23 protein-coding genes and 2 tRNA genes are annotated in these 25,199 nt (G+C 71.1%); 9 read left to right on the top strand and 16 right to left on the bottom strand.

Annotated features, from left to right (window positions below):
• The first annotated feature begins 3 nt into the window (after positions 1-3).
• Positions 4-978, top strand: a complete 975-nt coding sequence (locus ACFW47_RS33455) for a GlxA family transcriptional regulator (protein ID WP_386308101.1) — start codon at positions 4-6, stop codon at positions 976-978.
• Positions 979-994: 16 nt separating this feature from the next.
• On the opposite strand, the gene ACFW47_RS33450 is transcribed toward ACFW47_RS33455, so the two are convergent.
• From ACFW47_RS33450 to ACFW47_RS33405, 10 genes are all read right to left on the bottom strand, one after another.
• Positions 995-2,389, bottom strand: a complete 1,395-nt coding sequence (locus ACFW47_RS33450; RefSeq protein WP_386308100.1) for a cytochrome P450 — start codon at positions 2,387-2,389, stop codon at positions 995-997.
• Positions 2,386-3,477, bottom strand: coding sequence for an epi-isozizaene synthase (gene cyc1, locus ACFW47_RS33445; RefSeq protein WP_386286732.1), 1,092 nt, complete (start codon positions 3,475-3,477; stop codon positions 2,386-2,388). The genes ACFW47_RS33450 and cyc1 overlap by 4 nt, the downstream gene beginning before the upstream one ends.
• Positions 3,478-3,726: 249 nt before the next feature.
• Positions 3,727-4,377: a peptide deformylase gene (gene def / locus ACFW47_RS33440; protein WP_386308099.1), complete on the bottom strand. Its 651-nt coding sequence runs from the start codon at positions 4,375-4,377 to the stop codon at positions 3,727-3,729.
• 90 nt (positions 4,378-4,467) lie between these two features.
• Positions 4,468-5,448, bottom strand: a complete 981-nt coding sequence (locus tag ACFW47_RS33435; RefSeq protein WP_386308098.1) for a tetratricopeptide repeat protein — start codon at positions 5,446-5,448, stop codon at positions 4,468-4,470.
• Between the two features lie 114 nt (positions 5,449-5,562).
• Positions 5,563-6,816 (bottom strand): metal-dependent phosphohydrolase, encoded by a 1,254-nt coding sequence (locus ACFW47_RS33430; protein WP_386286728.1) that lies wholly within the window; start codon positions 6,814-6,816, stop codon positions 5,563-5,565.
• Positions 6,813-8,138 (bottom strand): HD-GYP domain-containing protein, encoded by a 1,326-nt coding sequence (locus ACFW47_RS33425; protein ID WP_386286726.1) that lies wholly within the window; start codon positions 8,136-8,138, stop codon positions 6,813-6,815. Before ACFW47_RS33425 ends, ACFW47_RS33430 begins: the two co-directional genes overlap by 4 nt.
• 100 nt (positions 8,139-8,238) lie before the next feature.
• The gene (gene rsrA / locus ACFW47_RS33420) at positions 8,239-8,550 is read right to left on the bottom strand and encodes a mycothiol system anti-sigma-R factor (RefSeq protein ID WP_386286724.1); all 312 of its coding nucleotides are present in this window, start codon (positions 8,548-8,550) and stop codon (positions 8,239-8,241) included.
• Positions 8,547-9,230, bottom strand: coding sequence for an RNA polymerase sigma factor SigR (gene sigR / locus ACFW47_RS33415; protein ID WP_019326972.1), 684 nt, complete (start codon positions 9,228-9,230; stop codon positions 8,547-8,549). The genes rsrA and sigR overlap by 4 nt, the downstream gene beginning before the upstream one ends.
• Positions 9,231-9,505: 275 nt before the next feature.
• Entirely contained in the window at positions 9,506-10,153 is a 648-nt protein-coding gene (locus ACFW47_RS33410) for an alpha/beta family hydrolase (RefSeq protein WP_386308097.1), read from the bottom strand.
• A 1-nt stretch (position 10,154) separates the two neighbouring features.
• On the bottom strand, positions 10,155-10,970 hold the full coding sequence (locus ACFW47_RS33405; RefSeq protein WP_386286722.1) for an SOS response-associated peptidase: 816 nt from the start codon (positions 10,968-10,970) through the stop codon (positions 10,155-10,157).
• Positions 10,971-11,072: 102 nt separating this feature from the next.
• Here ACFW47_RS33405 and ACFW47_RS33400 point away from each other — a divergent pair, with 102 nt between their 5' ends.
• From ACFW47_RS33400 to ACFW47_RS33385, 4 genes are all read left to right on the top strand, one after another.
• Entirely contained in the window at positions 11,073-11,795 is a 723-nt protein-coding gene (locus tag ACFW47_RS33400) for a M50 family metallopeptidase (protein ID WP_386308096.1), read from the top strand.
• 131 nt (positions 11,796-11,926) lie between these two features.
• A complete protein-coding gene (gene aroA, locus ACFW47_RS33395) occupies positions 11,927-13,243 on the top strand; it encodes a 3-phosphoshikimate 1-carboxyvinyltransferase (protein WP_386286718.1) in 1,317 nt (438 codons plus the stop codon).
• A gap of 12 nt (positions 13,244-13,255) precedes the next feature.
• On the top strand, positions 13,256-14,269 hold the full coding sequence (gene rsgA / locus ACFW47_RS33390) for a ribosome small subunit-dependent GTPase A (protein ID WP_386286716.1): 1,014 nt from the start codon (positions 13,256-13,258) through the stop codon (positions 14,267-14,269).
• Positions 14,270-14,415: 146 nt separating this feature from the next.
• Positions 14,416-14,739, top strand: a complete 324-nt coding sequence (locus ACFW47_RS33385; RefSeq protein WP_019326978.1) for a multidrug efflux SMR transporter — start codon at positions 14,416-14,418, stop codon at positions 14,737-14,739.
• A gap of 16 nt (positions 14,740-14,755) precedes the next feature.
• Here the strand turns inward: ACFW47_RS33385 and ACFW47_RS33380 are convergent, their stop codons facing one another.
• Complete coding sequence (locus tag ACFW47_RS33380) at positions 14,756-15,367, bottom strand: TetR/AcrR family transcriptional regulator (protein ID WP_386286714.1); 612 nt, start codon at positions 15,365-15,367, stop codon at positions 14,756-14,758.
• 208 nt (positions 15,368-15,575) lie between these two features.
• Here ACFW47_RS33380 and hisN point away from each other — a divergent pair, with 208 nt between their 5' ends.
• On the top strand, positions 15,576-16,376 hold the full coding sequence (gene hisN / locus ACFW47_RS33375) for a histidinol-phosphatase (protein WP_386286712.1): 801 nt from the start codon (positions 15,576-15,578) through the stop codon (positions 16,374-16,376).
• Between the two features lie 111 nt (positions 16,377-16,487).
• Complete coding sequence (locus ACFW47_RS33370; RefSeq protein WP_386286711.1) at positions 16,488-16,889, top strand: cyclic nucleotide-binding/CBS domain-containing protein; 402 nt, start codon at positions 16,488-16,490, stop codon at positions 16,887-16,889.
• 95 nt (positions 16,890-16,984) lie between these two features.
• Here ACFW47_RS33370 and ACFW47_RS33365 read toward each other — a convergent pair whose 3' ends face one another.
• Positions 16,985-18,436: a catalase gene (locus ACFW47_RS33365; RefSeq protein WP_386286709.1), complete on the bottom strand. Its 1,452-nt coding sequence runs from the start codon at positions 18,434-18,436 to the stop codon at positions 16,985-16,987.
• A 144-nt stretch (positions 18,437-18,580) separates the two neighbouring features.
• On the opposite strand from ACFW47_RS33365, the gene ACFW47_RS33360 reads away from it, so the two are divergent.
• Complete coding sequence (locus ACFW47_RS33360) at positions 18,581-18,997, top strand: Fur family transcriptional regulator (protein WP_386286707.1); 417 nt, start codon at positions 18,581-18,583, stop codon at positions 18,995-18,997.
• A 129-nt stretch (positions 18,998-19,126) separates the two neighbouring features.
• Here the strand turns inward: ACFW47_RS33360 and ACFW47_RS33355 are convergent.
• The 4 genes from ACFW47_RS33355 to ACFW47_RS33340 all read right to left on the bottom strand — a co-directional run bounded on the left by ACFW47_RS33355 (position 19,127) and on the right by ACFW47_RS33340 (position 24,484).
• Positions 19,127-19,200, bottom strand: a tRNA-Met gene (locus ACFW47_RS33355).
• Positions 19,201-19,298: 98 nt separating this feature from the next.
• The gene (locus ACFW47_RS33350; RefSeq protein ID WP_386308095.1) at positions 19,299-21,107 is read right to left on the bottom strand and encodes a tetratricopeptide repeat protein; all 1,809 of its coding nucleotides are present in this window, start codon (positions 21,105-21,107) and stop codon (positions 19,299-19,301) included.
• Between the two features lie 240 nt (positions 21,108-21,347).
• Positions 21,348-21,421, bottom strand: a tRNA-Met gene (locus tag ACFW47_RS33345).
• Between the two features lie 75 nt (positions 21,422-21,496).
• Entirely contained in the window at positions 21,497-24,484 is a 2,988-nt protein-coding gene (locus tag ACFW47_RS33340) for a UPF0182 family protein (RefSeq protein WP_386286949.1), read from the bottom strand.
• 164 nt (positions 24,485-24,648) lie between these two features.
• Between ACFW47_RS33340 and ACFW47_RS33335 the strand changes: the two genes are divergently transcribed.
• Positions 24,649-25,191 carry a PPA1309 family protein gene (locus tag ACFW47_RS33335; RefSeq protein WP_386308094.1) on the top strand — a complete coding sequence of 181 codons (543 nt, stop codon included), beginning with the start codon at positions 24,649-24,651 and terminating at the stop codon, positions 25,189-25,191.
• Positions 25,192-25,199: the final 8 nt, after the last annotated feature.

The raw sequence follows: 25,199 nt of genomic DNA, 5'->3' as shown, positions 1-25,199 counted from the left end.
GGCATGCTGCAGAACGTGGCCGCCGTGCTGCTGGACGGCGTGCATCCCTTCGAACTCGGCGTCGTCTGCGAGGTCTTCGGCATCGACCGGAGCGACGAGGGCCTGCCGGGGTACGACTTCGCGGTGGTGTCGGCGGAGGGCCCGGCGCTGAGCACGCACGTCGGCGGGCTCTCCGTCTCCACGCCGTACGGGCTGGACCGGCTGGAGGAGGCCGACCTGATCGCCGTACCGGCGGGCAGCGACTACGCCCGCCGGGAGTACCCGCCCGAGCTGCTGGCCGCCCTGCGGCGGGCGGTGGACCGGGGCGCGCGGGTGCTCAGCGTGTGCTCCGGGGTGTTCGTGCTGGGCGCCGCCGGACTGCTGGACGGGCGGCGGTGCGCGGTGCACTGGCACCACGCCGAGGAGCTGGGCCGGCAGTACCCGACGGTGGCCGTCTCGCCGGACGTGCTCTACGTGGACGAGGACCCGGTGATCACCAGTGCGGGCACCGCCGCCGGCATCGACGCCTGCCTGCACATCGTGCGCAAGGAGCAGGGGCCGGAGGTCGCCAACCGTATCGCCCGGCGCATGGTCGTACCCCCGCACCGGGACGGCGGTCAGGCGCAGTACATCGAGCGGCCGCTGCCGCGCTCCTCCTGCGACACCGTCGGCGAGGTGCTGGTCTGGATGGAGCAGCACCTCGACGAGGAGGTCACCGTGGACCAGCTCGCGGCCCGGGCGCACATGTCCCCGCGCACCTTCGCCCGCCGCTTCCAGCAGGAGACCGGTACGACTCCCTACCGCTGGATACTGCGCCAGCGCGTGCTGCTGGCCCAGCGGCTGCTGGAGGCGACGGACGAGACGATGGACGCGATCGCCTGGCGCACCGGCTTCGGCACGGCGGCGGCCCTCAGGCACCAGTTCGTCAGGGCCCTGGGGACCACCCCGCACGCCTACCGGCGCACCTTCCGGGGCCCTCAGGCGGTCGGAGCGGCCTGAGCGTCACCGTGCCCTGTCACCGCGCCACGGGCCTGACCAGCAGGTCGTGCGGCCGCAGCGTGATGCCGACGCGGACCGCGTCGTTCGAGCCTGCCACCTGCTCGAAGCGGTACTTCGTGGCGAGCGCCGCCGTGATCAGGGTCAGCTGCGCCATGGAGAAGTGGTCACTGGGGCACTTGCGCTTGCCCGCGCTGAACGGCTTCATGGCGTATTTCGGCACGTTCCCCGCGCGTTCCGGCAGCCACCGGTCCGGGTCGAACTCGAGGTTGTCGGTGTACGACTTCGGATCGCGCTGGATTGCGTACGGACTGTAGATGATGTCCGCCCCGGCCGGAATGCGATAGCCACCGAGTTCGGTCTCGACGACCGCGCGGCGCGTCAATACCCATACGGCGGGCCGCAAACGCATGGCCTCGATGATGACATTGCCGGTGTGGGTGAGCTTGCGGACGTCCTCGAATGCCACGGGACGCCCGCCGGTGACCGCTTCGACTTCGTCGCGTATGCGGTCGGCATGTTCCGGGTGGTCGGCAAGTGCCTGCAGCAACCACATGATCGTGGAGGCGATGGTTTCGCTGCCGGGGGTGAGTATCGCGACCACTTGGTCGTGGATCTCCTGTTCCCCGATCGGGTCCCCATTGTCGTCCTTCGCCTCCAGCAATGCCGTCAGCAAATCGTCCGGCTTTTGACCGGATGCGCGGCGCTCGGCGATGATCTCGTCGACCAGGTGGTGCAGATCGGCCAACGCGTCGTTGAAGGCCCGGTTGGCCGGAAGCGGCAGCCGGTACAGCGGCCCCAGCGGGACCACCATCCGCCGGTACATGCCGCGGAAGACGGTGGCGAGGGCGGTGCACAGCCGCTCGGCCCGCTCGTCCATGTACTGGCCGCGCAGCAGGCAGCGGGCGGCGACCCGCACGGCGACGCGGAAGGACTCGGAGGTGGCGTCGACGGTCTGCCCCGGCCGCCAGCGCTCGGTGAGCGCGTGTGCCTCCTCCTCCATGATCGGGCCGTATGCGGGGATGGCGTCGAGCCGGAACGCCGGCTGTATGGTGCGCCGCTGGCGCCGGTGGAGCGGGCCGTTGGCGGTGGCCACGCCCTCCTTGCCGAGCAGGCCCTCCAGCGACTCCCACAGAGGGCCGGCTATGTGGTAGTCGGGGCTCAGGGCCAGGGCGCCGGTGAGGTCCGGGCTGGTGACCGCGTAGACGGTCTTGGGGCCGAGCTTGATGCGAACGATGTCACCGTGGTCGCGCAGCTGGGACATGAAGGCCAGCGGGTCGCGGGCCAGCCGCCAGCCGTGGCCGAGGAGCGGGACGCCACCGCCCGCGACGGGCGGCTCGCGCAGCTCCGGTGCCGGATCGGTCGGGTCGGTCGGTTCGGTCCGGGTCTCGGGATTGACGGACTCGACGGTCATTTCTCACCTGCCGCTTCGTTGTTGACGTACGGGGGCGTGGACCGGTCGTCCCAGCTGTCGACCATGTAGCGGCCGGACTCGTGGTGGAACCAGTAGACGGAACTGAACCAGTTCCGCATATTGCCGACGCAGGCCCGTACGGCGCCGCTCAGTTCCTTTCCGCGCACGGTTCCGTCGGCGAGCGAGTCGGCGAACCGCAACGCGTCCTGTTCCACGGCGAGGAATTCCGTTATGCATTCCTCGACGCGTCGCCTGACTTCCCCGATGGCTTCTTCGAGGGTCAGTCCGTGGTGCGTGATGAGACTGATTCCGAGATTGTGGACCTCGTCGCCCGCTATTTCCTTGGGCAGTGAGCAGAGGTCGTTGTACCAGGCGGCGAATTCCTGGCTCAGCAGGGCCGCCCGGCGATATGCCGGGTGCTTTCGAACGGCGTCCGGCAGTTCGCACCCCGCGCTCGGCTCCAGCAGGTCGGTCCAGATCCAGTGGGCGAACGTGAGCCGGCGCAGTTCGAGGTACTCCTCCACACCGGGCACGATTCCGTGCGTGCGGTTGTGGAATTCGCGGTCGTACGCCTCGATCACCGCGTGGAAGTGCCGGGCGAACCGGGCGTTCCAGGTCGCCGGCGCCGGCAGGAAGGACTGCAGCCGCCGCACACTGTCGGCGAACCCGGCCACCAGCGTGTCCTCGTGGTGCAGGTGGTCCCCGGGTGAGTCGAGTGCCGTGTGCAGCCGGTCCCGCAGCCGTCGCCAGGCGGCGGGCCGGCCGTGGACGACGTCCCGGTCGTGCCGGTCGTCCCAGACGAAGAACCAGGCGCTGTAGTCCGCTATCGCCTGCATGACCTCGTCGGGGGCGCCCAGGTAGTACCCCGCCATGAGGTCGGTGTAGCACAGGCCATCGGCATATTCCGCGACCTTGTCCGCCGGCATGAGCCGTTTTTCGAGCATCCAGGTGCGTGTCTTCTCCTGGAGCTTCGGCCAATACGGGTGCAGTTGCCGGGGAAATGCCGCCTCGATCACCGGAAGGCGGAGCGACGGCGGTACCGCGATCGCGGTCGGTGTCGCTGTGGAGCCCTGTGAGAAAGCGTGCACGGACAAACCCCTCTCAGCCGCCGGTGGCGCACCCCCCGCACCGAGCGGGGCGTGCGCCGTTGCGTATCCCCGCACTTCCCATTCAGCACCACAACTGACCGTTCTGGGAACGGATTTGCTCCATTCACTACCCCAGCGTGCCGGAATTCTCCTGTTGTGTGGTGGCTTCAGGCAAACGAACGGCGCCCGCCCAGGGGTGACCCGGGCGGGCGCCGAACGCGTGTGAGGTGTGCGGCGGGTGAGGCGCCGTCAGTCGTTCGCGACCACGGGGTAGCGCGGCTCGTTCTCGGCCATCTGCCGCAGCGCGTCCTTGCGTTCGCGCTTGGAGAGCCGGTCGATGTAGAGGTACCCGTACAGGTGGTCCGTCTCGTGCTGCAAGCACCGTGCGAAGTACCCGGTGCCGCGCACCCGGACCGGGTTGCCCTTCTCGTCCTGTCCGGTCACCTCGGCGTAGTCGGGGCGGGCGAGCGGTGCGTAGGCGGTCGGCACGGACAGGCAGCCCTCGTTGCTGTCGTCCAGGCTGCGCCGGCCGGCGGGCAGTTCCACGAGCTTCGGGTTGCAGACCACGCCGACGTGGCGCACGCCCTGGTCGTCGGGGCAGTCGTAGACGAAGACCTTCTTCGAGACACCGATCTGGTTGGCGGCCAGGCCCACGCCCTCGGCGGTGCGCTGGCTGGCGAACATGTCCGCGACCAGCTGCTGGAACTCCTCGCCGAAGTCGGTGACGTCCGCGCACTCCTTGTGCAGCACCGGATTGCCGACCACCGTGATCGGCCGCGAGGTGCCGCGCTCACGCCACGCGGTCTCGCGCTCCTCGCAGTCCTCGGTGTCGACGACGAACCCCTCGTCGTCGACGGGGAGCACGCCCGCGTGCTGCTGATCGGTGTCCTGCTGGGCCATGACCGACGTATGCCTTCCTCGTACAACCAAGGGGTGGTGCTGCTGGTGGTGACTGCTGCTGGAGTCTCCTGGTAAAGACTACGGGGCCGCTCAGCAGACCTCTTCCAGGTCCCGCCAGTCACGCGAATCCGGACTGTCGGCCACCCACCCGTCCAGCAACCCCTTCACCAGCCCCGCCGGCGCGGCCACCCCGCACTCCCGCTCCGGCACCCACAGCTGCCCGTCGGTGCGGTGGCCGAGCGGCCCCGGATGACCGGGCTCACTGTGGTCGTGCGGGTCGAGGTGCTCGCCGTCGCCCTCGTCGGAGGGCATCCGGGACTCCGAGCACATCCGGCACAGCAGCCGCACGGACGACGACCAGTCCTCGGCGGCGAAGCCGGCGTCGGCGGCGAGCTGCTCCAGGGCGTCCCGGTCGGACTCGGTGGCGGCCTCCAGGAGGACCACCCAGGTGGGCACCGGCGAGGGCGCCCACAGCTCGATCTCGTCGAAGACGGGGAAGGAGTGCCCGGCGGTGGTGGTCCGTTCCCCGTGCGGTACTCCGTCGTGCAGGACGACCTCGCCCCAGCGGCGGCCGGAGGACGGCAGCGGGATGGACAGCACCTCGATGCGGGCGGGGTCCAGCCGCCGCCCCCACACGACCTCGGCCTCCCCTTCCGGGGACAGCCGTACGGCCGCGCTGCCGAGGTCCATGCCGAGCGGCTCCCCGGCATCGGTCGCGGTCCCGGGGGTGCGCAGCCCGTAGGCCTGCCAGGCGCGGCGGGCCAGCGGCCAGTCCTGGAGGGCGGTCGCGGCGATGCCCACGTTCCACCAGTCGGGCGCACCGGTGTCCCGGTCGAGCAGCGCCACGGCCCGCAGGCCGGCCGCTCTGGCCTGCTCCCAGTCGTGCCGGAACTTGTGCAGCAGCGCGAGGTTGAACCACGACTCCGACAGCCACGGTTCCAGGTCGGCGGCGCGCGTCAGCAGAGCGCCCGCGTCCTCGTAGCGACCGTCGCCGATCAGCGTGAACGCGCGGTCGGTGGCCTGCCGCCAGGAGGCGGAGGGCCGGTGCCGTCCCTTGCCGAAGATCCTCACGATTCCCGCCTGCCAGTTCCGTTCAGTGGGCTGGCTGTGCCTTTCCGCGCCCCCGGACACCTTCTCCTTCGCATCCAACCACGTACGGCCACGAGGTCGCTCATTACCCATGGGTTACCCAGCCGCGGGCATGCTAAGGCAGCCTCGTGACAGCACTCGTGCCAGTGCTTCCACGACGTCGGGAGCGTAATCGTCCGCGGGAGCCAGCCGCAGCTCCTCCAGCGCCGCGAGGCCGCCGCCGGGCCCCGCGCCCCGCGCCTTCTCCTCGTAGGCGTTGACGGCCCGCACGATGCGCGCGGCGACCGGCTGCTCCCGGCACGGGTCGGCCTGCCGCTCCACCACCACCGCGACCGCCGCGTCGACGCCGGTCTGGCGGACGACGGCCCCGCCGAGCAGCGCGATCCGCCGCTGCTCGGTCACGGGCAGGGCGGCGGTGGCTCCCGCCGGGACCGGGTCGACCAGGCTCAGCTGGCCGATGTCGTGCATGAGGGCCGCGTACTCGAGGACGGTCAGCCCGGTGCCGGACAGCCCCAGTTCCCGCCCCACGGCGCTGCTGAGCTCGGCGACGCGGCGGGCGTGCCCCGCCGGGGTGTACCCGGCGATCTCGGTGGCCCGGGCCAGTGAGGCGATGGTCTGCCGGTAGGTGGCGCGGACGGCCGTGTAGCGCCGGTAGGACAGCTGGGTGAGCAGCAGCGGCACGCTGAGGACGGGCAGCGCCCACAGTCCCGCGACGGCCACCGCCAGCGCCATCACCGCGCCCGTGGCGCACACCGCGGAAGTGATGCCGAGCATGCCGCGCAGCTCCTCGCGCAGCAGCGGGCCGAAGGGCCAGCCGGTGCGGGCGTGCGCGGGTGCCGCGGCGAGCAGGGCGTCGCACAGCGCGGTCAGGACGAGCAGCGCGATCAGCAGCAGCGCCTGGGCGGGGCCGTCCCAGTCGCGGGAGACGCCCTGGGTGGACAGCGGCTGGAAGCACACGGCGGCGAAGGCGACGGTGAGCACGCGCCGCGCGAGGTGGTCGAGCACGGGACCGCCGCCGCGCGCGATGTGCGGCACGCTGCCGAGCAGCGAGGCGGCGAGCACGACCGTGACGGTCTGGGCGACGCCGTGGTCGGCGGGCGTCCCGGCGACCTGCCCGAGCAGCGCGTACGCCAGCGCACCGGCGGCCGCCAGGGGCGCGGCCTCCCGGGTGTCGGGAGCGGTGCGCCGGGTGAGTTCGCCGAGAGCGACCAGGGCGGCGAAGGCGAGGGCGACGGGCCGCTGCGCGAGCCCCGACCACAGCACGGAGGTGAGGCAGCCGAGCGCGAGGAGCCCGGCGCCGGCGGGTATCAGCAGGAGCGGCGCCGGGCACCGCCGTCGGTCCGGCCTCACGACGCCCCCTTGCCCACGCCGTCCCGTGCCTCACCGGTCCGGCCCGCGGGCACCCCGGCGCGGAGCGGCGGCCCGCCGTCGGACGTCACCGCCGGACGCCAGCCGTGCCGGTCCAGGGCCCGGACCAGGGCCCCGACCATCCGCGGGTCGAACTGTGCCCCGGCGCACCGCTGGAGCTCCGCCACGGCCACCGTGACGGGCCGGGCCCTGCTGTAGGAACGCGTGGACGTCATCGCGTCGAAGGCGTCGGCGACGGCCACCACCCGGGCCGACTCGGGGATGCGGTCGCCGGCCAGTCCGTAGGGGTAGCCGCTGCCGTCCAGGCGTTCGTGGTGGTGGAGGACGGCGGCCCTGGCCTCCCCCAGGAAGCGGATGCCGCGCACCATCTCGTGCCCGTACTCGGGGTGCAGTTCGATCACGCGGCGCTCTTCGGGCGTCAGCGGCCCGTCCTTGCGCAGCAGGCGGGTGGGCACGCCGAGCTTGCCCACGTCGTGCAGGATCCCGGCGAAGCGGAGCGTCTCGACGCGGTCGTCGTCCATGCCCAGCTCTCGGGCGATCATCATCGAGGCCTGGCCGACGCGCTCGCTGTGCCCGCGCGTGTAGCCGTCCTTGATGTCGACGGCCTGCACGAGGGCGCGGATGGTCGCCTGGTGCGCGGCCCGTTCCCGGTGGTACTGGGCGAACGCCCACCACGCCACGCACATCGGCAGCAGCACGAGCAGCGCGGCGACGGGGCCGTAGGGGCTGCGCCACAGCACGGCCATCATCAGCCCGGCGAGCCCGTGGACGGCGATCGGCCCGAGCGAACGGGAGAACAGCCCCCGCCAGGCCCGCCGTGCGGGCACCCGGTCGGCAAGGAGCAGGATGCCGCCGTCCAGCACGGTCAGCACCAGGCAGAACGCCAGTACCGCGGCCCCGGCCGGGACGAGCGCGTAGGGGAAGTCGGGGGCGACGACCGCGTCCCGGCCGCCGCACTCCCAGTGCACCCGGGCGGCGGCCCACACGGCGAGCGTCAGTTGCGCGGCCCGCCAGATCCGCCGGAGCACGAAGGGCCGCTGCGCCACCGGGGACAGCAGTGCCCCGGGCAGCGCCACCAGCGCGGCGGCCGGCGGCGGCAGCAGGAACGCCCCGGCGAGCAGCACGGGGTAGCAGGTCCCGACGAAACGGGACCTGGCGACCAGCTCCGAGCCCGCGTACAGCCCGGCGAGCAGGAGCACGGCCCACCACGGCGTGTGTGTCTCAGGCAACGGGCGCAGGCTGACCAGCGCGGCGAGGACGGCAGCGGCGACGTACGCGCGCGCCCCCGCCGGTACCGCGTCCATGAGCCCCTCCCCCGGCCATGCCAGTCAGGCTCCGGAGCCTAGGGCGGTGGCGGGAGGGCGCGGGCAGACAACCCGCGGATTAGCACGTACGGGTGACGCCTCAGGACTCCTGCGGAGCCGACGGCGCGGCCGTCACGTCGTGCTCGGGCACGGACTGCCCGGAGCGGATCAGGTCGATCCGGCCCATGACCTTGGAACGCAGGTCACCCGGCACGTCGTCCTGTCCGCAGCACCGCTTGACCAGCTTCTTCACGGCCTGCTCCAGCCCGTACTTCTCCAGGCAGGGCGAGCACTCCTCGAAGTGGTGCTCGAACTTCACGCAGTCCGAGTCCGGCATCTCCTTGTCGAGGAACTCGTAGAGATGATCGAGGATTTCGCTGCAATCCGTCTCGTGCGGCTCTCCGCAGCTCATGACCCCGAGCCTTTCGCTTCGTTCGACTTGCCGGCGCCGGCCGGGACCAGGCCGCGGTCGCGGGCGTAGTCCTCCAGCATGCCGCGCAGCTGACGGCGTCCACGGTGCAGCCGGGACATCACCGTACCGATGGGTGTCCCCATGATGTCGGCGATCTCCTTGTAGGCAAACCCCTCGACGTCCGCCAGGTAGACGGCGATACGGAACTCCTCGGGGATGGCCTGGAGGGCTTCCTTGACGTCCGAGTCGGGCAGGTGGTCGAGCGCCTGCGACTCCGCGGAGCGCAGACCCGTCGACATGTGCGACTCGGCGCGCGCGAGCTGCCAGTCCTCGATCTCCTCAGCCGCGCTGCGCTGGGGTTCGCGCTGCTTCTTGCGGTACGAGTTGATGAAGGTGTTGGTGAGGATGCGGTACAGCCACGCCTTGAGGTTGGTGCCCTCGCGGAACTGGTGGAAGGACGCGTACGCCTTGGCGTAGGTCTCCTGCACCAGGTCCTCGGCGTCGGCCGGATTACGCGTCATGCGCAGCGCGGCCGAGTACATCTGGTCGAGGAACTCGAGCGCGTCCCGCTCGAAGCGCGCGCTGCGCTCCGCGGTCGACTCCGCGCCCGTTCCCCGGCCCTCGGGCTGCTCCGCCTGGCCGTGTTCGGTCCCTGCGTCGGTCCCAGTGACCGGACCCACCTCCTCCAGTGTTGTCGTGAAACCGAGACCGGTCCCACTCGAATCGGAGGATAGACGACCTGCGGTCGGGGGCGCTTGCCGATCCGGTCCGCCCGCCGCCCGAATAGGGGCGGTCTTCGCCGCGTGCAGCACCGTCCAGTCCAAGTCGGCGCGGCCACGACTGGGGCAGAAGGCTGAACCCATGCGGCGGACTTCCTCTCCTACGGCGTCGGTGCTGACTCTCAGCAACGTATGTCCGCCACAACATCGGGCGCCCACGCGTCATTCCCGGGCGTTCACCCGAGTGAGCCGACCCACTCCGCGACGCCCTCGGTGATCAGTTCCAGGGCCCGCTCCTGCGTGATCTCCGCCCGCTTGGGCACGGCGAAGCCGTGGTCGCCGTACGGGATCTCGATCAGGTCGTACGTCTCCCCGGCGTCCGCGGAGGCCTCGGGGAACTCCTCCGGCCTGCCGAACGGGTCGTTGCCGCCCTGCACGACGAGGGTGGGGACGCCCGAGCCGAGCAGTTCCTCCGCACGGGACTTCTCGGGCTTGCCCGGCGGATGCAGCGGGAAGCTGAGGGCGAGTACGGCGTGGGCGCCCAGTTCGGCGGCGGTACGGCAGGCGACGCGGGCGCCGGCGCTGCGTCCGCCGGCGATCACCGGCAGGCCGGCCGCCCGGAGCGCGGGCCAGATTCCGCGCCAGCCGGTGTCCAGGGTCTTCGGCGCGGGCGCCAGCTTCTTCCCCGCCACCCGCCAGGGCTGCTCGACGAGGGCGACGGTCACGCCGTGCGCGGGCAGCGCGGCCGCCAGCGCCCGCAGGTCCCGAGCCTCGATGCCGCCGCCGGCGCCGTGCCCCGCGGCGAGGACGAGGCGGGGCTTCGGCGCCCGGTGCCAGGTGATGCGGGCGGGGCCGGCGTCGGTCTCGACGTTCTCGCTGGTCATGTCAGAAGAGTGTGCCCTCTTCGGGGCCCTCCAGCTCCTCCAGCAGCTCCGGCCCGTTGTTGCGGACGTTGCTCACGGCCGTCGAGACGGGGAACGCCCGCATGAGGCCGGCGGGCGGGGGTGTGAGGAGGGAGGACAGCTCGTCGGGGTCGGTGCGCGCCGGGTCGAGCCAGTCGTCCCAGCGGTCCGGCGTGAGCATCAGCGGCATCCGGGGGTGGATGTCGGCGAGGGCGTGCGGGCCGTCGGCGGGGGCGACGGCGAGCGGCGTGGTCTCCGCCTCCGTGGTGATCACCGAGCAGGTCACCCACCAGGCCTGGGGGTGGTCGTCGGGCAGGGTCCTGTCCCGCCAGAACTCGTACAGACCGGCCATCGCGAAGACCGTGCCGTCGGCCGGGGTCACGAAGTAGGGCTGCTTGCGCGGGCGCTTCTTGCGGCCCTCCACCTCCAGGTCGCGCTCCTGCTTGCCGGTGACCCACTCGTAGTAGCCGTCGGCGGGCAGGATGCAGCGCCGGGCGGCGAAGGCGCGGCGGTAGGAGGGCTTCTCGTGGACGGTCTCCGCGCGGGCGTTGATCATCCGCGCCCCGCCCTCGGGCGTCTTGGCCCAGGAGGGGACGAGCCCCCACTTCAGCTTCCGCAGCTGACGAACCGGCTTCGGGTCCTCGACGTCTTTCAGGGGACGGTCCAGGACGGCGTAGACCTCCTTGGTGGGGGCCACGTTGTAGTCGGGCTCCAAGGTCTCCTCGGGCTCCCACTTCTCGATTTCAAAGATTCCCGCGAGATCCTCGGGTCGACGACTCGCCGCATACCGTCCGCACATACGTGCCACACTGCCAGGCCCGCCCGTCTCCCGGCCACCACCCCTCAACGAGGCGCTTCGCGCCGCACCCGCTGAACCGTTCTACGAGGAGCCCCACCGAACATGGACCACCTCGCAACGGCCTCGCTCGCCTCCCTCTGGGACGAGGTCTCCGGCACCCAGCCCGACCCCGACCTGTGGGTGGTGATCGCCACCCTCGTCGCCGCGCTCGCCCTCGTCGTGCCGCACGGGGTGTGGCGGATAGCGCGCAACGCCATCACCATCGCCCACGAGGGCGGTCACGGGCTGGTGGCGCTGCTGACCGGGCGCACGCTGACCGGCATCACGCTGCACTCCGACACCAGCGGCCTCACCGTCAGCCGCGGCAAGCCGCACGGGCTCGGGATGATCCTCACCGCGGTGGCCGGCTACACCGCTCCCCCGCTGCTGGGTCTCGGCGGGGCCGCGCTGCTGGCCGCGGGACGCATCACGCTGCTGCTGTGGCTGGCGACGGCGCTGCTCGTCGCGCTGCTGGTGATGGTCCGCAACGCGTACGGGGTGCTGACGGTGGTGCTGTCCGGGGGCACGTTCGTCCTGGTGTCGTGGCTGGCGGGTCCGCAGGTGCAGGCGGCGTTCGCCTACGCGGTGGTGTGGTTCCTGCTGCTGGGCGGGGTGCGGCCGGCCTTCGAGCTGCAGGCCAAGCGGGCGCGGGGCGGGGCCGGCGACTCGGACGCGGACCAGTTGTCCCGGCTGACGCACGCGCCGGCGGGGGTGTGGTTCTTCCTGTTCCACGCGGTGTCGCTGTGCTCGCTGATCGGCGGGGGGCGCTGGCTGCTGGAGGTGTGACGCGGCGGCACCCCCTGCGGACCCAGTAGCCGGCGCATATATGCACGGCAAGTGCACTGTCGCGATTTCGGTCCGGTTTCGACGCTTTTGATCAAGATCTCCGGCCGCGTTCAGCCATTAAAGTGGGGCCCATGACCGTGAACCCCGCGCACACCGCCCTCTGGCCCGCCCCGCACGCGAGCGGAGCCGTCGACGCGACCGTCCACGTGCCGGGGTCCAAATCGGTCACCAACCGCGCCCTGGTGCTGGCCGCCCTCGCCTCCGAGCCCGGCTGGCTGCGCCGCCCGCTGCGCTCCCGCGACACCGTGCTGATGGCCGAGGCGCTGCGCGCGATGGGCGTCGAGATCGAGGAGGGCGTCGGCCCGGACGGCACCGGCGAGTTCTGGCGGGTCATCCCGGCGGGCCTGCGCGGCCCGGCCACGGTCGACGTCGGCAACGCCGGCACGGTCATGCGCTTCCTGCCGCCGGTCGCCACCCTGGCGGACGGAGCCATCCGCTTCGACGGCGACCCGCGTTCGTACGAGCGTCCCCTGCACGGCGTGATCGACGCGCTGCGCGCCCTGGGCGCCCGGATCGACGACGACGCGCGCGGCGCGCTCCCCATGACCGTGCACGGCGGCGGTGCCCTGGAGGGCGGCCCGGTCGAGATCGACGCCTCGTCGTCCTCGCAGTTCGTCAGCGCCCTGCTGCTGTCCGGCCCGCGCTTCAACCAGGGCGTCGAGGTCCGCCACACCGGCTCGGCCCTGCCGTCCATGCCGCACATCCGGATGACCGTCGACATGCTGCGCGCGGTCGGCGCCCAGGTCGACACCCCGGAGTCCGGCGGCGAGCCGAACGTCTGGCGGGTCACGCCGGGCGCGCTGCTCGGCCGGGACCTGACCGTCGAGCCGGACCTGTCCAACGCCCAGCCGTTCCTGGCGGCGGCGCTGGTGACCGGCGGCCGGGTCGTGATCCCCGACTGGCCGTCCCGCACCACCCAGCCCGGCGACCGGCTCCGCGAGATCTTCACCGAGATGGGCGGCTCCTGCGAACTGACGGACTACGGTCTCGTCTTCACCGGTTCGGGCGCCGTGCACGGCATCGACGTGGACCTCGGCGAGGTCGGCGAGCTGACCCCGGGCATCGCGGCCGTCGCCGCCCTCGCGGACTCGCCCTCCACCCTGCGCGGGGTGGCGCACCTGCGCCTGCACGAGACGGACCGCCTGGCCGCGCTCACCAAGGAGATCAACGAGCTGGGCGGCGACGTCACCGAGACCGCCGACGGCCTGCACATCCGCCCGCGCCGCCTGCACGGCGGCGTCTTCCACACGTACGAGGACCACCGCATGGCCACCGCGGGCGCGATCATCGGCCTCGCGGTCGAGGGCGTGGAGATCGAGAACGTGGCGACGACGGCCAAGACGCTGCCCGAATTCCCCGACCTGTGGACCGGGATGCTCGGGGCGTAGGGACGGATCGCCATGCGCCGCTACGGCAAGCACACCGACGAGGACGACATCCGCTCCCGCCCCAACCGCAAGGGCAACCGTCCGCGCACCCACATCCGCCCCAAGCACGAGGACGCCGCCGAGGGCCTGGTCCTCACCGTGGACCGCGGCCGGCTGACCTGCCTCGTCGAGGACCGGGTGGTCATGGCGATGAAGGCCCGCGAACTGGGCCGCAAGGCAGCGATCGTCGGCGACCGGGTGGCGCTGGTCGGCGACCTCACCGGCAAGAAGGACACCCTCGCGCGCATCGTCCGCATCGAGGAACGCACCTCCGTCCTGCGCCGCACGGCGGACGACGACGACCCGTACGAGCGCGTCGTCGTCGCCAACGCCGACCAGCTCGCCATCGTCACGGCCCTCGCCGACCCGGAGCCGCGCCCCCGCCTCATCGACCGCTGCCTGGTCGCGGCGTTCGACGGCGGCCTCACCCCGCTGCTGGTGATGACCAAGTCGGACCTCGCCCCGCCCGACGAACTCCTGGAACTGTACGGAGCGTTGGACATCCCGTACGTCGTCACCAGCCGCGAGGAGCTGGAGAACGGCGCGGCGGCCGGCCTCGTACGCGAACACCTGGACGGCAAGATCACGGCCTTCGTCGGCCACTCCGGCGTCGGCAAGACGACCCTGGTGAACACGCTGGTGCCCGAGGACCGCCGTCGCGTGACGGGCCACGTCAACGCGGTGACGGGCCGAGGCCGGCACACGACGACCTCGGCCCTCGCCCTCCCCCTGTCCTCCGAGGCGGGCGGCTGGGTCGTGGACACCCCGGGCGTACGGTCGTTCGGGCTCGCGCACATCGATCCGTCCCGAGTGATCAACGCCTTCCCCGACCTGGTGCCCGGCACCGAGGGCTGCCCGCGCGCGTGCAGTCACGACGAGCCCGACTGCGCGCTGGACGCGTGGGTCGCCGAGGGGCACGCCGACCCGGCGCGGCTGTACTCGCTGCGCCGGCTGCTCTCCACCCGGGAGCGGAAGGAAGGCGACTGACGTTCGCGTTGTTCGCCGTGCTGACCTTCGCGTTGTTTGCCGTGCGTTGGGACCGGTAAGGGCATAATCGCACCAAGCCGGATCCAAGCCTGAGCAAAAACCGGACGCAGCGGTCACGGTACGACGGGACTACGGGAGGACATGACATGGCGTGGCTGCTGGTCATAGTGGCCGGGGTGCTCGAAACCGGCTTCGCCGTCTGCCTGAAGCTGTCGCACGGCTTCACCCGCCTCTGGCCCACCATCGCCTTCTGCGTGTTCGCGCTGGGCAGCTTCGGTCTGCTGACGATGTCGCTGAAGAAGCTCGACGTCGGTCCCGCGTACGCGGTGTGGACCGGCATCGGCGCGGCAGGCACCGCCATCTACGGCATGGTCTTCCTCGGCGACCTGGTCTCCACCCTGAAGATCGTCTCGATCAGCCTGGTCATCATCGGCGTGATCGGGCTCCAGCTGTCGGGCTCGGCACACTGACCACCCGGCGCCGGCGTCAGGACGCCAACTGGCGCGGCAGGACGGTGCGTACGAGTTCCGCCACGCCACCCTCGCCGGGCGGGGCCGCGACGCAGGACAGGGCCAGGCGTACGGCCAGTTCGCAGGAGCGGGCCAGGTCCCCGGTGTCCGGTGACGGGTCGCCGTCCAGGGCGGCGACGGCACGATCGCGGACCAGCGCGACGAAGTCGCGGGGCGAGGGCAGCGGGCCGTCGGCCCGGCGCTGGGCCGGCACGACGGACGACGACGGCACCGCCGTCAGGGGCGGCGCGGGCAGGCGCTCGCTCCAGCATCCGGTGAGCATCGCCCGGACCAGGGCGTTGTCGCGGGCGACGGAGACGGTCCACTCGGCGGTCGCGGTGAGCCGGTCACGACGGGCGCCGGGGCCACCACCGGCGAGCGCGCGCTCCACGCCGGCCAGGTACCCGTCCGCCTCCCTGCGGACGAGCGCCCGGGCGAGGCCCTCCTTGCTCCCGAACTCGTTGTAGAGCGTCTGCCGGGACACCCCGGCCGCCGCCGCCACGTCCACCATCCGCACGGCGGACCAGGGCCGACGCTCCAGGGCCAGGTAGGCGGCGTCGAGCAGGGACTCCCGGGCTGCGGGCACCATCGCCTCCTCGGGCCGAGCGGCTTGTCGCCCAGATTTGACGGGTATGCGCCCACTGTCAAGGCCCTTCGCACGCCCCGTCACAGCCGCGGCGGTCGCGCCGCGCGGCCGCCGCGCCGGGCCACGCACCCACCCCCGCGCCGCGCACCCCGCCACGCCCCGCCAAACCCCTTGTGGCCCCATCCCTCCCCCGCCAGATAGCGTGACCCGCATGCCCGACTACCTCGACGACCTCCGCCTCGCCCACGTCCTCGCGGACGCCGCCGACGCCGCGACGATGGACCGCTTCAAGGCCCTCGACCTCAAGGTCGAGACCAAGCCGGACATGACTCCGGTGAGTGAAGCGGACAAGGCCGCCGAGGAACTGATCCGCGGTCACCTCGCCCGAGCCCGCCCACGCGACGCCGTCCTCGGCGAGGAGTACGGCACCGAGGGCACCGGCCCCCGCCGCTGGATCATCGACCCGATCGACGGCACCAAGAACTACGTCCGCGGCGTCCCCGTCTGGGCCACTCTCATCGCCCTCACGGAGGCGGGCGAGGGCGGTTACCAGCCCGTCGTCGGCCTCGTCTCCGCCCCCGCCCTCGGCCGCCGCTGGTGGGCGGTGAAGGACCACGGCGCGTTCACCGGCCGCAGCCTGACCTCGGCCTCACGGCTCCAGGTGTCCCAGGTCTCCGCCCTCGCCGACGCCTCCTTCGCCTACTCCTCGCTCAGCGGCTGGGAGGAGCAGGGCCGGCTCGACGGCTTCCTGGACCTGACCCGCGAGGTCTGGCGCACCCGCGCGTACGGCGACTTCTGGCCGTACATGATGGTGGCCGAGGGCTCGGTCGACATCTGCGCCGAACCCGAGCTCTCCCTCTGGGACATGGCCGCGAACGCGATCATCGTCACGGAGGCCGGCGGCACCTTCACCGGTCTCGACGGCCGCCCCGGTCCGCACAGCGGCAACGCGGCCGCGTCGAACGGCCGGCTCCACGACGAACTGCTCGGCTACCTCAACCAGCGGTACTGACCGCCCTCTTGTTGACCCGCCCTTTGCCTGCCACTCTGAGAGTCCCCCCACTTGTGAACTTGTGAATCCATGAACTAACTCATGGATCACCGGCAGGAGGTGGCTCCACCCATGCTCGTCCGCGAAGCCATGAGCACGGTCGTCCTCACCATCGGCCCAGCCCACACCCTCCGCCAGGCCGCCGCCCTGATGTCCGCCCGCCACGTCGGCGCGGCGGTCGTCCACGACCCCGACGCCGGCGGCATCGGCATCCTCACCGAACGCGACGTCCTGATCTCCCTGGGCCTCGGCCAGGACCCCGACACCGAGCGCGCCCACGCCCACACCACCACCGACGTCGTGTTCGCCGCACCGTCCTGGACCGTGGAGGAGGCCGCCCGGGCGATGGCGCACGGCGGCTTCCGCCACCTGATCGTCCTGGAGCGCGGCGAGCCCACCGGCATCGTCTCGGTCCGCGACATCATCCGCTGCTGGGCCCCGGCCCGGGAGCGGACGCGACGCGTCCCGGCCTGACCCCGCACGCGGCACTTGGAACGCGAAGCGGGCCGGAACCCCGTTCCCGGGAGTTCCGGCCCGCCGCCACGACAAGCGGTCCAGTGCTGGATGTGTCAGCCGCGCAGGGCCTGGACCGCGGCCTCCAGCCGCTTGCCGAAGTCGCCGTCGGCCTGACGGAAGTTGTTGACCGCGCGCTCGATGATGTCGTCGCGCGAGACGCCGGAGAGAGCGCCGGCCAGGTTGTTGATCAGCCGCTCCTTCTCCTCGTCCGTCATCAGCCGGTAGAGGTTGCCCGCCTGGACGAAGTCGTTGTCCTCGGCGTGCGACGGGGCCTCGGTCTCACCGGTGACACCGGAGACCGCGACCGGCTGCCACAGGGCCTTGTCCGTCTGGAACGGGCCGCCGAAGCTGTTCGGCTCGTAGTTCTTCGCGCCCTTGTGGCGGCCGTCGTACAGGTAGCCGTCACGGGAGTTGGTGCGCGCCTCGGTGGCGTGCGGACGGTTCACCGGCAGGTGGTCGGCGTTGATGCCGACGCGGTAGCGGTGCGCGTCGCCGTACGCGAAGAGCCGGCCCTGGAGCATCTTGTCCGGGGACGGACCGATGCCGGGCACGAAGTGGGCCGGGGAGAAGATCGACTGCTCGACCTCGGCGAAGATGTTCTCCGGGTTGCGGTTGAGCTCCAGCTTGCCGAACCAGACGATCGGGTAGTCCGCGTGCGGCCACACCTTGGTCAGGTCGAACGGGTTGAAGCGGTACGTCGCGGCCTCGGCGACAGGCATGATCTGCACGCCGACGGTCCAGGACGGGTACTCGCCGCGCTCGATGGCCTCGCGCAGGTCGCGCTGGTGGGAGTCGGGGTCCTCACCGGCGAGCTTGTCGGCCTCGGCCTGGGTGAGGCACTTGATGCCCTGGTCCGTCTTGAAGTGGTACTTGACCCAGAAGGCCTCGCCCGCCTCGTTGTTCCACTGGTAGGTGTGCGAACCGAAGCCGTCCATGTGGCGGTACGACGCCGGAATGCCGCGGTCGCCGAAGAGCCAGGTCACCTGGTGCGTCGACTCGGGCGACAGGCTCCAGAAGTCCCAGACGTTGTCCATCTCCGTCGAGCCCGTGTACGGGTCGCGCTTCTGGGTGTGGATGAAGTCGGGGAACTTGATGGCGTCCTTGATGAAGAACACCGGGGTGTTGTTGCCGACGAGGTCGTAGTTGCCCTCTTCGGTGTAGAACTTCAGCGCGAAACCACGCGGGTCGCGGACCGCGTCCGCCGCACCCAGGTTGCCGGCCACGGTCGAGAAGCGGAGGAAGGTCTCCGTCTCCTTGCCGACCTCGGACAGGAACTTCGCCCGGGTGTACTTGGTGACATCGGCAGTGACCGTGAAGGTGCCGTAGGCGCCGGCGCCGCGGGCGTGCACGACACGCTCCGGGATGCGCTCACGGTTGAAGTGGGCCAGCTTCTCGAGGAGGAGCTGGTCCTGGACGAGCACGGGGCCGCCGACGCCCGCGGTCTCGCTGTTCTGGTTGTCGGCTACCGGAGCACCGGCCTCCGTAGTGAGCGGTCCCTGAGTCACGTACGCCTCCTGCGCCAATCCTGCAAAACCTGTCCCTTGGCTAATGCCGTTACCGATCCTACAATGGACATTGTCTAAGTCAAGTAAGACTCCAAAGTCACACACGTTCGGGGCCTGGCCCCCCTTGCTGTTAGGCTGGTGCGCATGAGTGACCTACTGGAACGGCTGCGTGGACGCGGCTGGCGCATGACCGCGCAGCGGCGCGTCGTGGCCGAGGTCCTCGACGGCGAACACGTCCACCTGACGGCCGACGAGGTGCACGCCCGCGCCGTGGACAAGCTCCCGGAGATCTCCCGGGCGACCGTCTACAACACTCTGGGCGAGCTGGTCACGCTCGGTGAGGTGCTGGAAGTAGCGACGGACAAGCGCGCCAAGCGGTACGACCCGAACGCGCACCGGCCGCACCACCACCTGGTCTGCGCCCAGTGCGGCGCGATCCGCGACGTGCACCCGACCGGCGATCCGCTCTCCGACCTCCCGGACTCGGAGCGCTTCGGCTTCACCGTCTCGGACGTCGAGGTGACGTACCGCGGCACCTGCCCGAACTGCGCGGCGGCGTAGGGCACACCACACTCGCACGAAGCCCCGGCACCGATGGGTGCCGGGGCTTTCTCGTGACGTCAGCGCCCAGCTGGCCGCCGAACGCACCGAGGGCCGGAACCCTTTCGGATTCCGGCCCTCGATCATCAGTAGCGGGGACAGGATTTGAACCTGCGACCTCTGGGTTATGAGCCCAGCGAGCTACCGAGCTGCTCCACCCCGCGGCGATGAATGCAACATTACGTCAACCCCACGACCGGAAGCAAATCGCCCCTGCCCACCCCCACCGGCACCGGCACCTACAAACCCCGCCAGCGCAGCGTCACGCCGACAGCTCCTGCCGCAACGCGTCCCGCAGCCGAGCCGCCCGCTCCCCCACTTCCCGCGGTCCCAGCGACACCGCCCGGTCGGCCCACCGCTGCCCCTCCGCCAGCTCCCCCCGCCGCGCACACACCAGCGCCAGCCGCAGCGCCGCCCTCCCGTGCCCGGCGTCGGCGGCCCGCCGCCACCACACGACGGCCTCCGGTTCACTCCCCTCACGGGCGAGCAGCAGCCCCAGGTTGAACGCGCCGTTGCGCGACCCGGCCTCGGCCGCCTCCCGGTACCACCGCGCCGCCTCCACCACGTCGCCCCGCGCCGCGGCCATCATCCCGACCCGCACCTGGGCCCGCCGGTGCCCCTGGGAGGCCGCCCGCTCGTACCACTCCTCGCACTCGGACTTCTCCTGCGCCGGCTCGCCGAGCTCGTGCTCGGGCGCGGGCGGCCGGCGCGCGTCGAGAACCGTCGCCAGCCGGTACGCGGCCTCGGCGCTGCCGCCGCCCGCCGCGCACCGCAGGAACCGTTCGGCCTCGCGCTCGTCACCGTCGCGCAGGCGCGCCATTCCCACCTGGAGGGCCGCCTCCGTGTGCCCGGCGGAGGCAGCCCGCTCGTACCAGCGCAGCGCCGCCCGCTCCTCGCCCCGGCCGGCGTGCAGGATGCCGAGGTTGAAGGCGGCGTCGACGCTGCCCGCCTCGGCGGCCTTGGAGAACCAAGGCTCGGCGCCCGCCTCGTCCCCGGCGCGCAGCAGCAGGATGGCGAGCGCGTTGGACGCCTCCCGGTGCCCGGCGTACGCGGCCCGCCGGTACCACTGCTCGGCCTGTGTGGTGCGGCCCTGGTCGGCGCAGAGCAGCCCCAGGTTGTACGCCCCGTTGTCGTCCCCGGCGTCCATCGCGGCGCGGTACCAGCGCTCGGCGGTCTGGGTCTCGCCGCGTTCCGCGTGCAGCGCGCCCAGGGCGTTGGCGGCGTTGCCGTCTCCGTCCTGCGCGGCTCGCAGCCACCACACGGCGGCACTCTCGGTGTCGCCGGCGTCCCGCAGCAGGAAGCCGAGGGCGCACGCGGCGCGGGCCTCTCCGTCCTTGGCGGACGTCAGGTACCAGCGGCCGGCCTCCTTGAGCTCGCCCCGCTTCTCCAGAATCGTCCCGAGGTGCAGTGCGGCCCGCCGGTGACCACGTGCGGCGGCCTGGCGGTACCACTGCTCGGCCTCGTCGGCGGTGTCCGTGTCACCTGCGTCGCGCCCCCGCCCGGCGCACCGGTCCAGCGACCGGGCCAGCCGGTACGCGGCCTCCCGGTGCCCGCGCTCGGCCGCGGCCCGCATCCACCGCTCGGCACCGGCCTCGTCGCCACGGTGTTCCAGCAGGTCGGCGAGTGCGTAGGCGCCGAGGACGTGCCCCTGCTCGGCGGACTGGCACAGCCAGTACTCGGCGGCGGGCTCGTCCCCGCGTTCACGGAAGTGGCGCCCCAGCGCGTGGGCGGCCGCGGCGGAACCGGCGACGGCGGCGATCCGCCACCATCCCGCGGCCTCGTCGGCGTATCCGCGCTGGTGCAGCAGGACACCCAGGTTGTTGGCGGCGGCCCGGTCACCGGCGGCGGTGGCGGCACGAAGGTGGGACTCGGCTCCGTCGAAGTCGCCGCGGCGCAGCAGCATCGCGCCGAGGACGCTCATCGCCTCGACGTCACCGGCTTCGGCGGCCAGCCGTCGGCGTACTTCCTCGGCGGCCTCGTCGGCGGCTTCCTGAGCCTCGTCCGTGGCCTCCTCCTGATCGGACGGCTGCGCAAAACGCCCTGTCCCGAACAGATTTGCCATGTCCCCCATAACGTCCATCGTCGCACCACCTGCAACCTGGGTACATCCGGTATACCGCAGCCAGTGAGGTCACTTCAGCGTTTTGTCGACATGCCCACAGGGAGACAAGTCAAACACAGATCTCCCCAACTTCCCCTGGCGGCGCGGCCGTCGGCATCACCGGCACATGCGTTCGCACATCACGAAGGCCCGGATCCCTTTCGGAATCCGGGCCTTCGTGGTCGTTCGCACAAAGCTCACGAACTTCAGTAGCGGGGACAGGATTTGAACCTGCGACCTCTGGGTTATGAGCCCAGCGAGCTACCGAGCTGCTCCACCCCGCGCCGTTGTGTTCACAACCGTATCACGGCGCGGGACGGCCCCTGACCAGCTCTGACGGCCGGCGGGGAGCAGCGTGGTCAGCCGGTGTCCGAGCCTGAGCCCGCGGTGTCCCCGGTGGGCGTCGCGCTCGGCGTGGACTCCCCCTCCTGGGCCTTGTCCCCGCTCTTGTCGTCACCGTTCTTGTCGCCGGCGCCCTGGTCGGTCTTGGCCTGGGCCTCCTCGGCCCGCTTCAGCGCCTCCTCCAGGTCCTTCTGCGCCTCGGCGTACGCGGCCAGGTCCTTCTGCTCCAGCGCCTTCTGGCCGGCGTCGAAGGCCTTCTGCGCGTCGCTCAGCGCTTCCCGGACCGTCGGGTTGGTGGACGTCGGTGGCGGCTCGGGCGTGTCCTCGCCCTCGTCCGCCGGCGGATCGGTCTCGGCCGCCTGCTCTCCGAAGACCTTGCTGAGGGCCTCGTCGAGGGTGTTCTCGAAGGCGGTGTTGCCTCCGTAGCTCACCAGCACCTTGCGCAGCAGCGGGTACTTGAGGTCGCCACCGCGCACGTAGACCGGCTCCACGTACAGCAGTCCGCCGTCGAGCGGCACCGTCAGCAGGTTGCCGTACTCGACCTCGGAGTCGCCGCCTCTCAGCAGCCTGATGGTCTCGGCGATGTCCTGCTCCGAGTTCAACTGGCTCTGGACCTGTTTCGGTCCGTTGACGGTCGTGCTCGTCGGCAGTTTCAGGATTCTGATCTTGCCGTAGCCGTCCGTCCCCGCCTCGGCGTCGACGGCCATGAACGCGCTGAGGTTGTCGCGTCCGTTGGGCGTGAACGTCGTCGTCAGCGAGAACGCCTGCTGGTCCTGGTCGGGCATCTTCATGCTCAGGTAGTACGGCGGCACCGCGTCACCCGACTTGTTGGTCGGGTCGTCGGGCACCTGCCACACCTCGCTGCCGCTGAGGAACGTGTTGGCGTCCTTCACGTGGTAGCGCGTGAGCAGCTCGCGCTGGACCTTGAACAGGTCCTGCGGGTAGCGCAGATGCGCCATCAGCTCGTCCGTGATCTCGCTCTTGTCCTGGACCGTGTCCGGGAAGGCCTTCATCCAGGTCTTCAGGACCGGGTCCTTCTCGTCCCACTGGTAGAGCTTGACGTCACCGCTGTACGCGTCGACGGTCGCCTTCACGGAGTTGCGGATGTAGTTGACCTGGTTCTGCTGGGCCACCACCGCCCGCTGGTCGTTGGCCGCGGTCAGCGAGTCGGCGGTGGTGTCGCCGAGCGTCGTGCGGGAGGCGTAGGGGTAGCCGTTCGTCGTCGTGTAGGCGTCCACGATCCACTGGATACGGCCATCCACCACCGCCGGGTAGGCGTCGCCGTCGATGGTCAGCCACGGGGCGACCGCCTCGACGCGCTCCTTGGGCGTGCGGTTGTACAGGATCCGCGACCCCTCGCCGATGGCACCGGAGTAGAGGATCTGCGGCTCGCTGAACGCCGCCGCGTACGCCGCCCGGTTGATCGGGCTGGACAGGTCCACCCCGCCGTCGCCCTTGTAGCTGAAGGTCTTCTCGCCCGAGTCGTCGGAGTAGTCGATCTCCTTCTGGGGACCGCCGACGATCGAGTAGGTGTTGGTCTTCTCGCCGTAGTAGATCCGCTGCTCGTACGTGCCGAGGTCACCCTTGGACGGCAGGTCGGACTCGGTGAAGACGGGGCGGCCCTCGGAGTCGACCTCGGTGCCCTTGGCCGCGACCACGCCGTAGCCGTGGGTGTAGCGGAAGTGGTTGTTGATCCAGTTCTTCTTGGGGATGCCGGCCAGGTTCAGCTCGCGCAGGCCGATGACCGTGTCCTGGTCCTTGCCGTCCTTGGAGTAGCGGTCGACGTCCAGGTTGGTCGGGAACGCGTAGTAGTTACGCATCTGCTGGAGCTGCTGGAACGTCGGCGAGATGACGTTCGGGTCCATGATCCGGATGGACGCCGCGTTGTCCACGTCGTCACGGAGCTTGGTCGGGTCCTTGGTCTTGCTGACGCCGGGGTACTCGGTGACCTGGGTGCCCTCGATGCCGTAGGCCTCGCGCGTCGCCTTCAGGTTCTTCTCGACGTACGGCGCCTCCTTGGCCTGCTCGTTCGGCTGGACCTGGAACTTCTGGACCAGCGCCGGGTACAGACCGCCGATGAGGATCGCGGACAGCACCATCAGACCGAAGCCGATCACCGGCAGCTGCCAGGTGCGGCGCCACAGGGTCGCGAAGAACAGCAGCGCGCAGATGACGGCGATGCAGAACAGGATCGTCTTGGCCGGCAGGTAGGCGTTGGCGTCGACGTACCTGAGGCCCGTCCAGCTGTCGGTCGCCTTGAAGTCGCTGGACTTCACCGCCAGCCCGTACCGGTCGAGCCAGTAGGCGACCGCCTTGAGGGCGACGAAGACACCGAGGAGCACCGACAGGTGCCCGGTGGCGGCGGCCGTGGCACGGGCGCCCGGGCTGGTGACGCGCAGCCCGCCGTACAGGTAGTGGGTGAGCGCGGCGGCGATCACCGAGATGATCACGGCCGCGAAGCCGAAGCCGAGCAGGAACCGGTACCAGGGCAGGTCGAAGGCGTAGAACGATACGTCCAGCTTGAACTGGGGGTCCTTCTGCCCGAACGAGACGCCGTTGACCCACATCAGCCAGGTCCGCCACTGGCCGGAGGCGGAGGCGCCGGCGATGAGGCCGACCAGGGCGGTGATGCCGAGCAGCAGCCACTTCTTGTACGGGGCGATGCCCATCCGGTACCGGTCGAGGTTCTGCTGCTCCATCGACATGGCGCTCAGCGGCGGGCGCAGCCGGTGGGCCAGCCAGATGTTGAACCCGACGGCGAGCGCCATGAGCAGGCCGAAGACGAAGAAGAGACCGATCTTGGTCCACAGGGTCGTCGTGAAGACCGACGAGTAGTGGACCGACCGGTACCAGAGCCAGTCCGTCCAGAATCCCGCGAACATGGTGAACGCCATGCCTAGCACGGCGAGGACACCGAGTGTCATCAGCAGGGTTCGGACGCGCCGGGACGGGCGGCCCACTCTGATCCGCGGCCCCGTCGGGGGGCCTCCGCCGCGGTCCGGCATCTGGAAAGCCAAGGTGCGCACCTCGAAGTTCGCTGTTGATCCGTCAGGCCCTCGGGTTCGTGGGCCCCCCGTGCGCCCCCGTGATGGTGGGCCCACACTTATGCAACTTACTCATCGTTTACTCGGTTCCCGATTCGGGCCAGTAACGAGGCAGGATTGTGACCATGTCCAACACCCCCATGGCAGCGAGCCCCCTCACCCGGGCCGTACTCGAGATCGACGAGTACGTCTCCGGACTCGGCTGGGACCAGCCCGCACGCCTCTTTGCACTTGTCGACACCGCGCGGCTGAGGGCCGATCAGCCCTCGCTCGCGGACCGGCTCGGTCTCCAGGACGAGCCGGAGAGCTCCGGCCTGACCCCGATCGAGCAGGACGAAATTCCAACGGACCAGGCGCTCGACGAGTTCCTGGGCACCATCGCCTGGCCGGACGCGGTGGTCGGCTGTGCCCTCGCCGTGGAGCGCCTGATGCTGCCGCCGTCCGCCGAGGCCCAGGTCCCGCAGGGCCTGAGCGAGGCCAAGCTGGCTCAGTGGGTGGCGGAGCACCCGGATCGCCAGGAGGTCCGCATGACGGTCGCGGTGCTGCGCGACGGTGCCCGCGACTCCGCGCTGCGGCTGCGGGAGAAGGACTCCGCCACGGAGGTCCTCACCGGCTCCGACCTGGTGCCGGGCCTGGCCCAGGCACTGTCGGCGACCTTCGAGGAGTAGGTCCGGGG

Source organism: Streptomyces sp. NPDC058796 (assembly GCF_042745235.1).
In the GTDB taxonomy this organism is placed as follows: Bacteria; Actinomycetota; Actinomycetes; order Streptomycetales; family Streptomycetaceae; genus Streptomyces.
The sequence above is the reverse complement of the archived record's forward strand: the minus strand, read 5'-3'. Positions and strand labels throughout refer to the sequence as shown.

Coding starts and splice junctions, on each gene's coding strand:
- ACFW47_RS33455 (WP_386308101.1), top strand. CDS start 4: ATGCTGCAGAACGTGGCCGCCGTGCTGCTGGACGGCGTGCATCCCTTC.
- ACFW47_RS33450 (WP_386308100.1), bottom strand. CDS start 2,389: ATGACCGTCGAGTCCGTCAATCCCGAGACCCGGACCGAACCGACCGAC.
- def (WP_386308099.1), bottom strand. CDS start 4,377: ATGGCCCAGCAGGACACCGATCAGCAGCACGCGGGCGTGCTCCCCGTC.
- ACFW47_RS33425 (WP_386286726.1), bottom strand. CDS start 8,138: ATGGACGCGGTACCGGCGGGGGCGCGCGCGTACGTCGCCGCTGCCGTC.
- rsrA (WP_386286724.1), bottom strand. CDS start 8,550: ATGAGCTGCGGAGAGCCGCACGAGACGGATTGCAGCGAAATCCTCGAT.
- ACFW47_RS33410 (WP_386308097.1), bottom strand. CDS start 10,153: ATGACCAGCGAGAACGTCGAGACCGACGCCGGCCCCGCCCGCATCACC.
- ACFW47_RS33405 (WP_386286722.1), bottom strand. CDS start 10,970: ATGTGCGGACGGTATGCGGCGAGTCGTCGACCCGAGGATCTCGCGGGA.
- ACFW47_RS33400 (WP_386308096.1), top strand. CDS start 11,073: ATGGACCACCTCGCAACGGCCTCGCTCGCCTCCCTCTGGGACGAGGTC.
- aroA (WP_386286718.1), top strand. CDS start 11,927: ATGACCGTGAACCCCGCGCACACCGCCCTCTGGCCCGCCCCGCACGCG.
- rsgA (WP_386286716.1), top strand. CDS start 13,256: ATGCGCCGCTACGGCAAGCACACCGACGAGGACGACATCCGCTCCCGC.
- ACFW47_RS33385 (WP_019326978.1), top strand. CDS start 14,416: ATGGCGTGGCTGCTGGTCATAGTGGCCGGGGTGCTCGAAACCGGCTTC.
- ACFW47_RS33380 (WP_386286714.1), bottom strand. CDS start 15,367: ATGGTGCCCGCAGCCCGGGAGTCCCTGCTCGACGCCGCCTACCTGGCC.
- hisN (WP_386286712.1), top strand. CDS start 15,576: ATGCCCGACTACCTCGACGACCTCCGCCTCGCCCACGTCCTCGCGGAC.
- ACFW47_RS33370 (WP_386286711.1), top strand. CDS start 16,488: ATGCTCGTCCGCGAAGCCATGAGCACGGTCGTCCTCACCATCGGCCCA.
- ACFW47_RS33360 (WP_386286707.1), top strand. CDS start 18,581: ATGAGTGACCTACTGGAACGGCTGCGTGGACGCGGCTGGCGCATGACC.
- ACFW47_RS33350 (WP_386308095.1), bottom strand. CDS start 21,107: ATGGGGGACATGGCAAATCTGTTCGGGACAGGGCGTTTTGCGCAGCCG.
- ACFW47_RS33340 (WP_386286949.1), bottom strand. CDS start 24,484: ATGCCGGACCGCGGCGGAGGCCCCCCGACGGGGCCGCGGATCAGAGTG.
- ACFW47_RS33335 (WP_386308094.1), top strand. CDS start 24,649: ATGTCCAACACCCCCATGGCAGCGAGCCCCCTCACCCGGGCCGTACTC.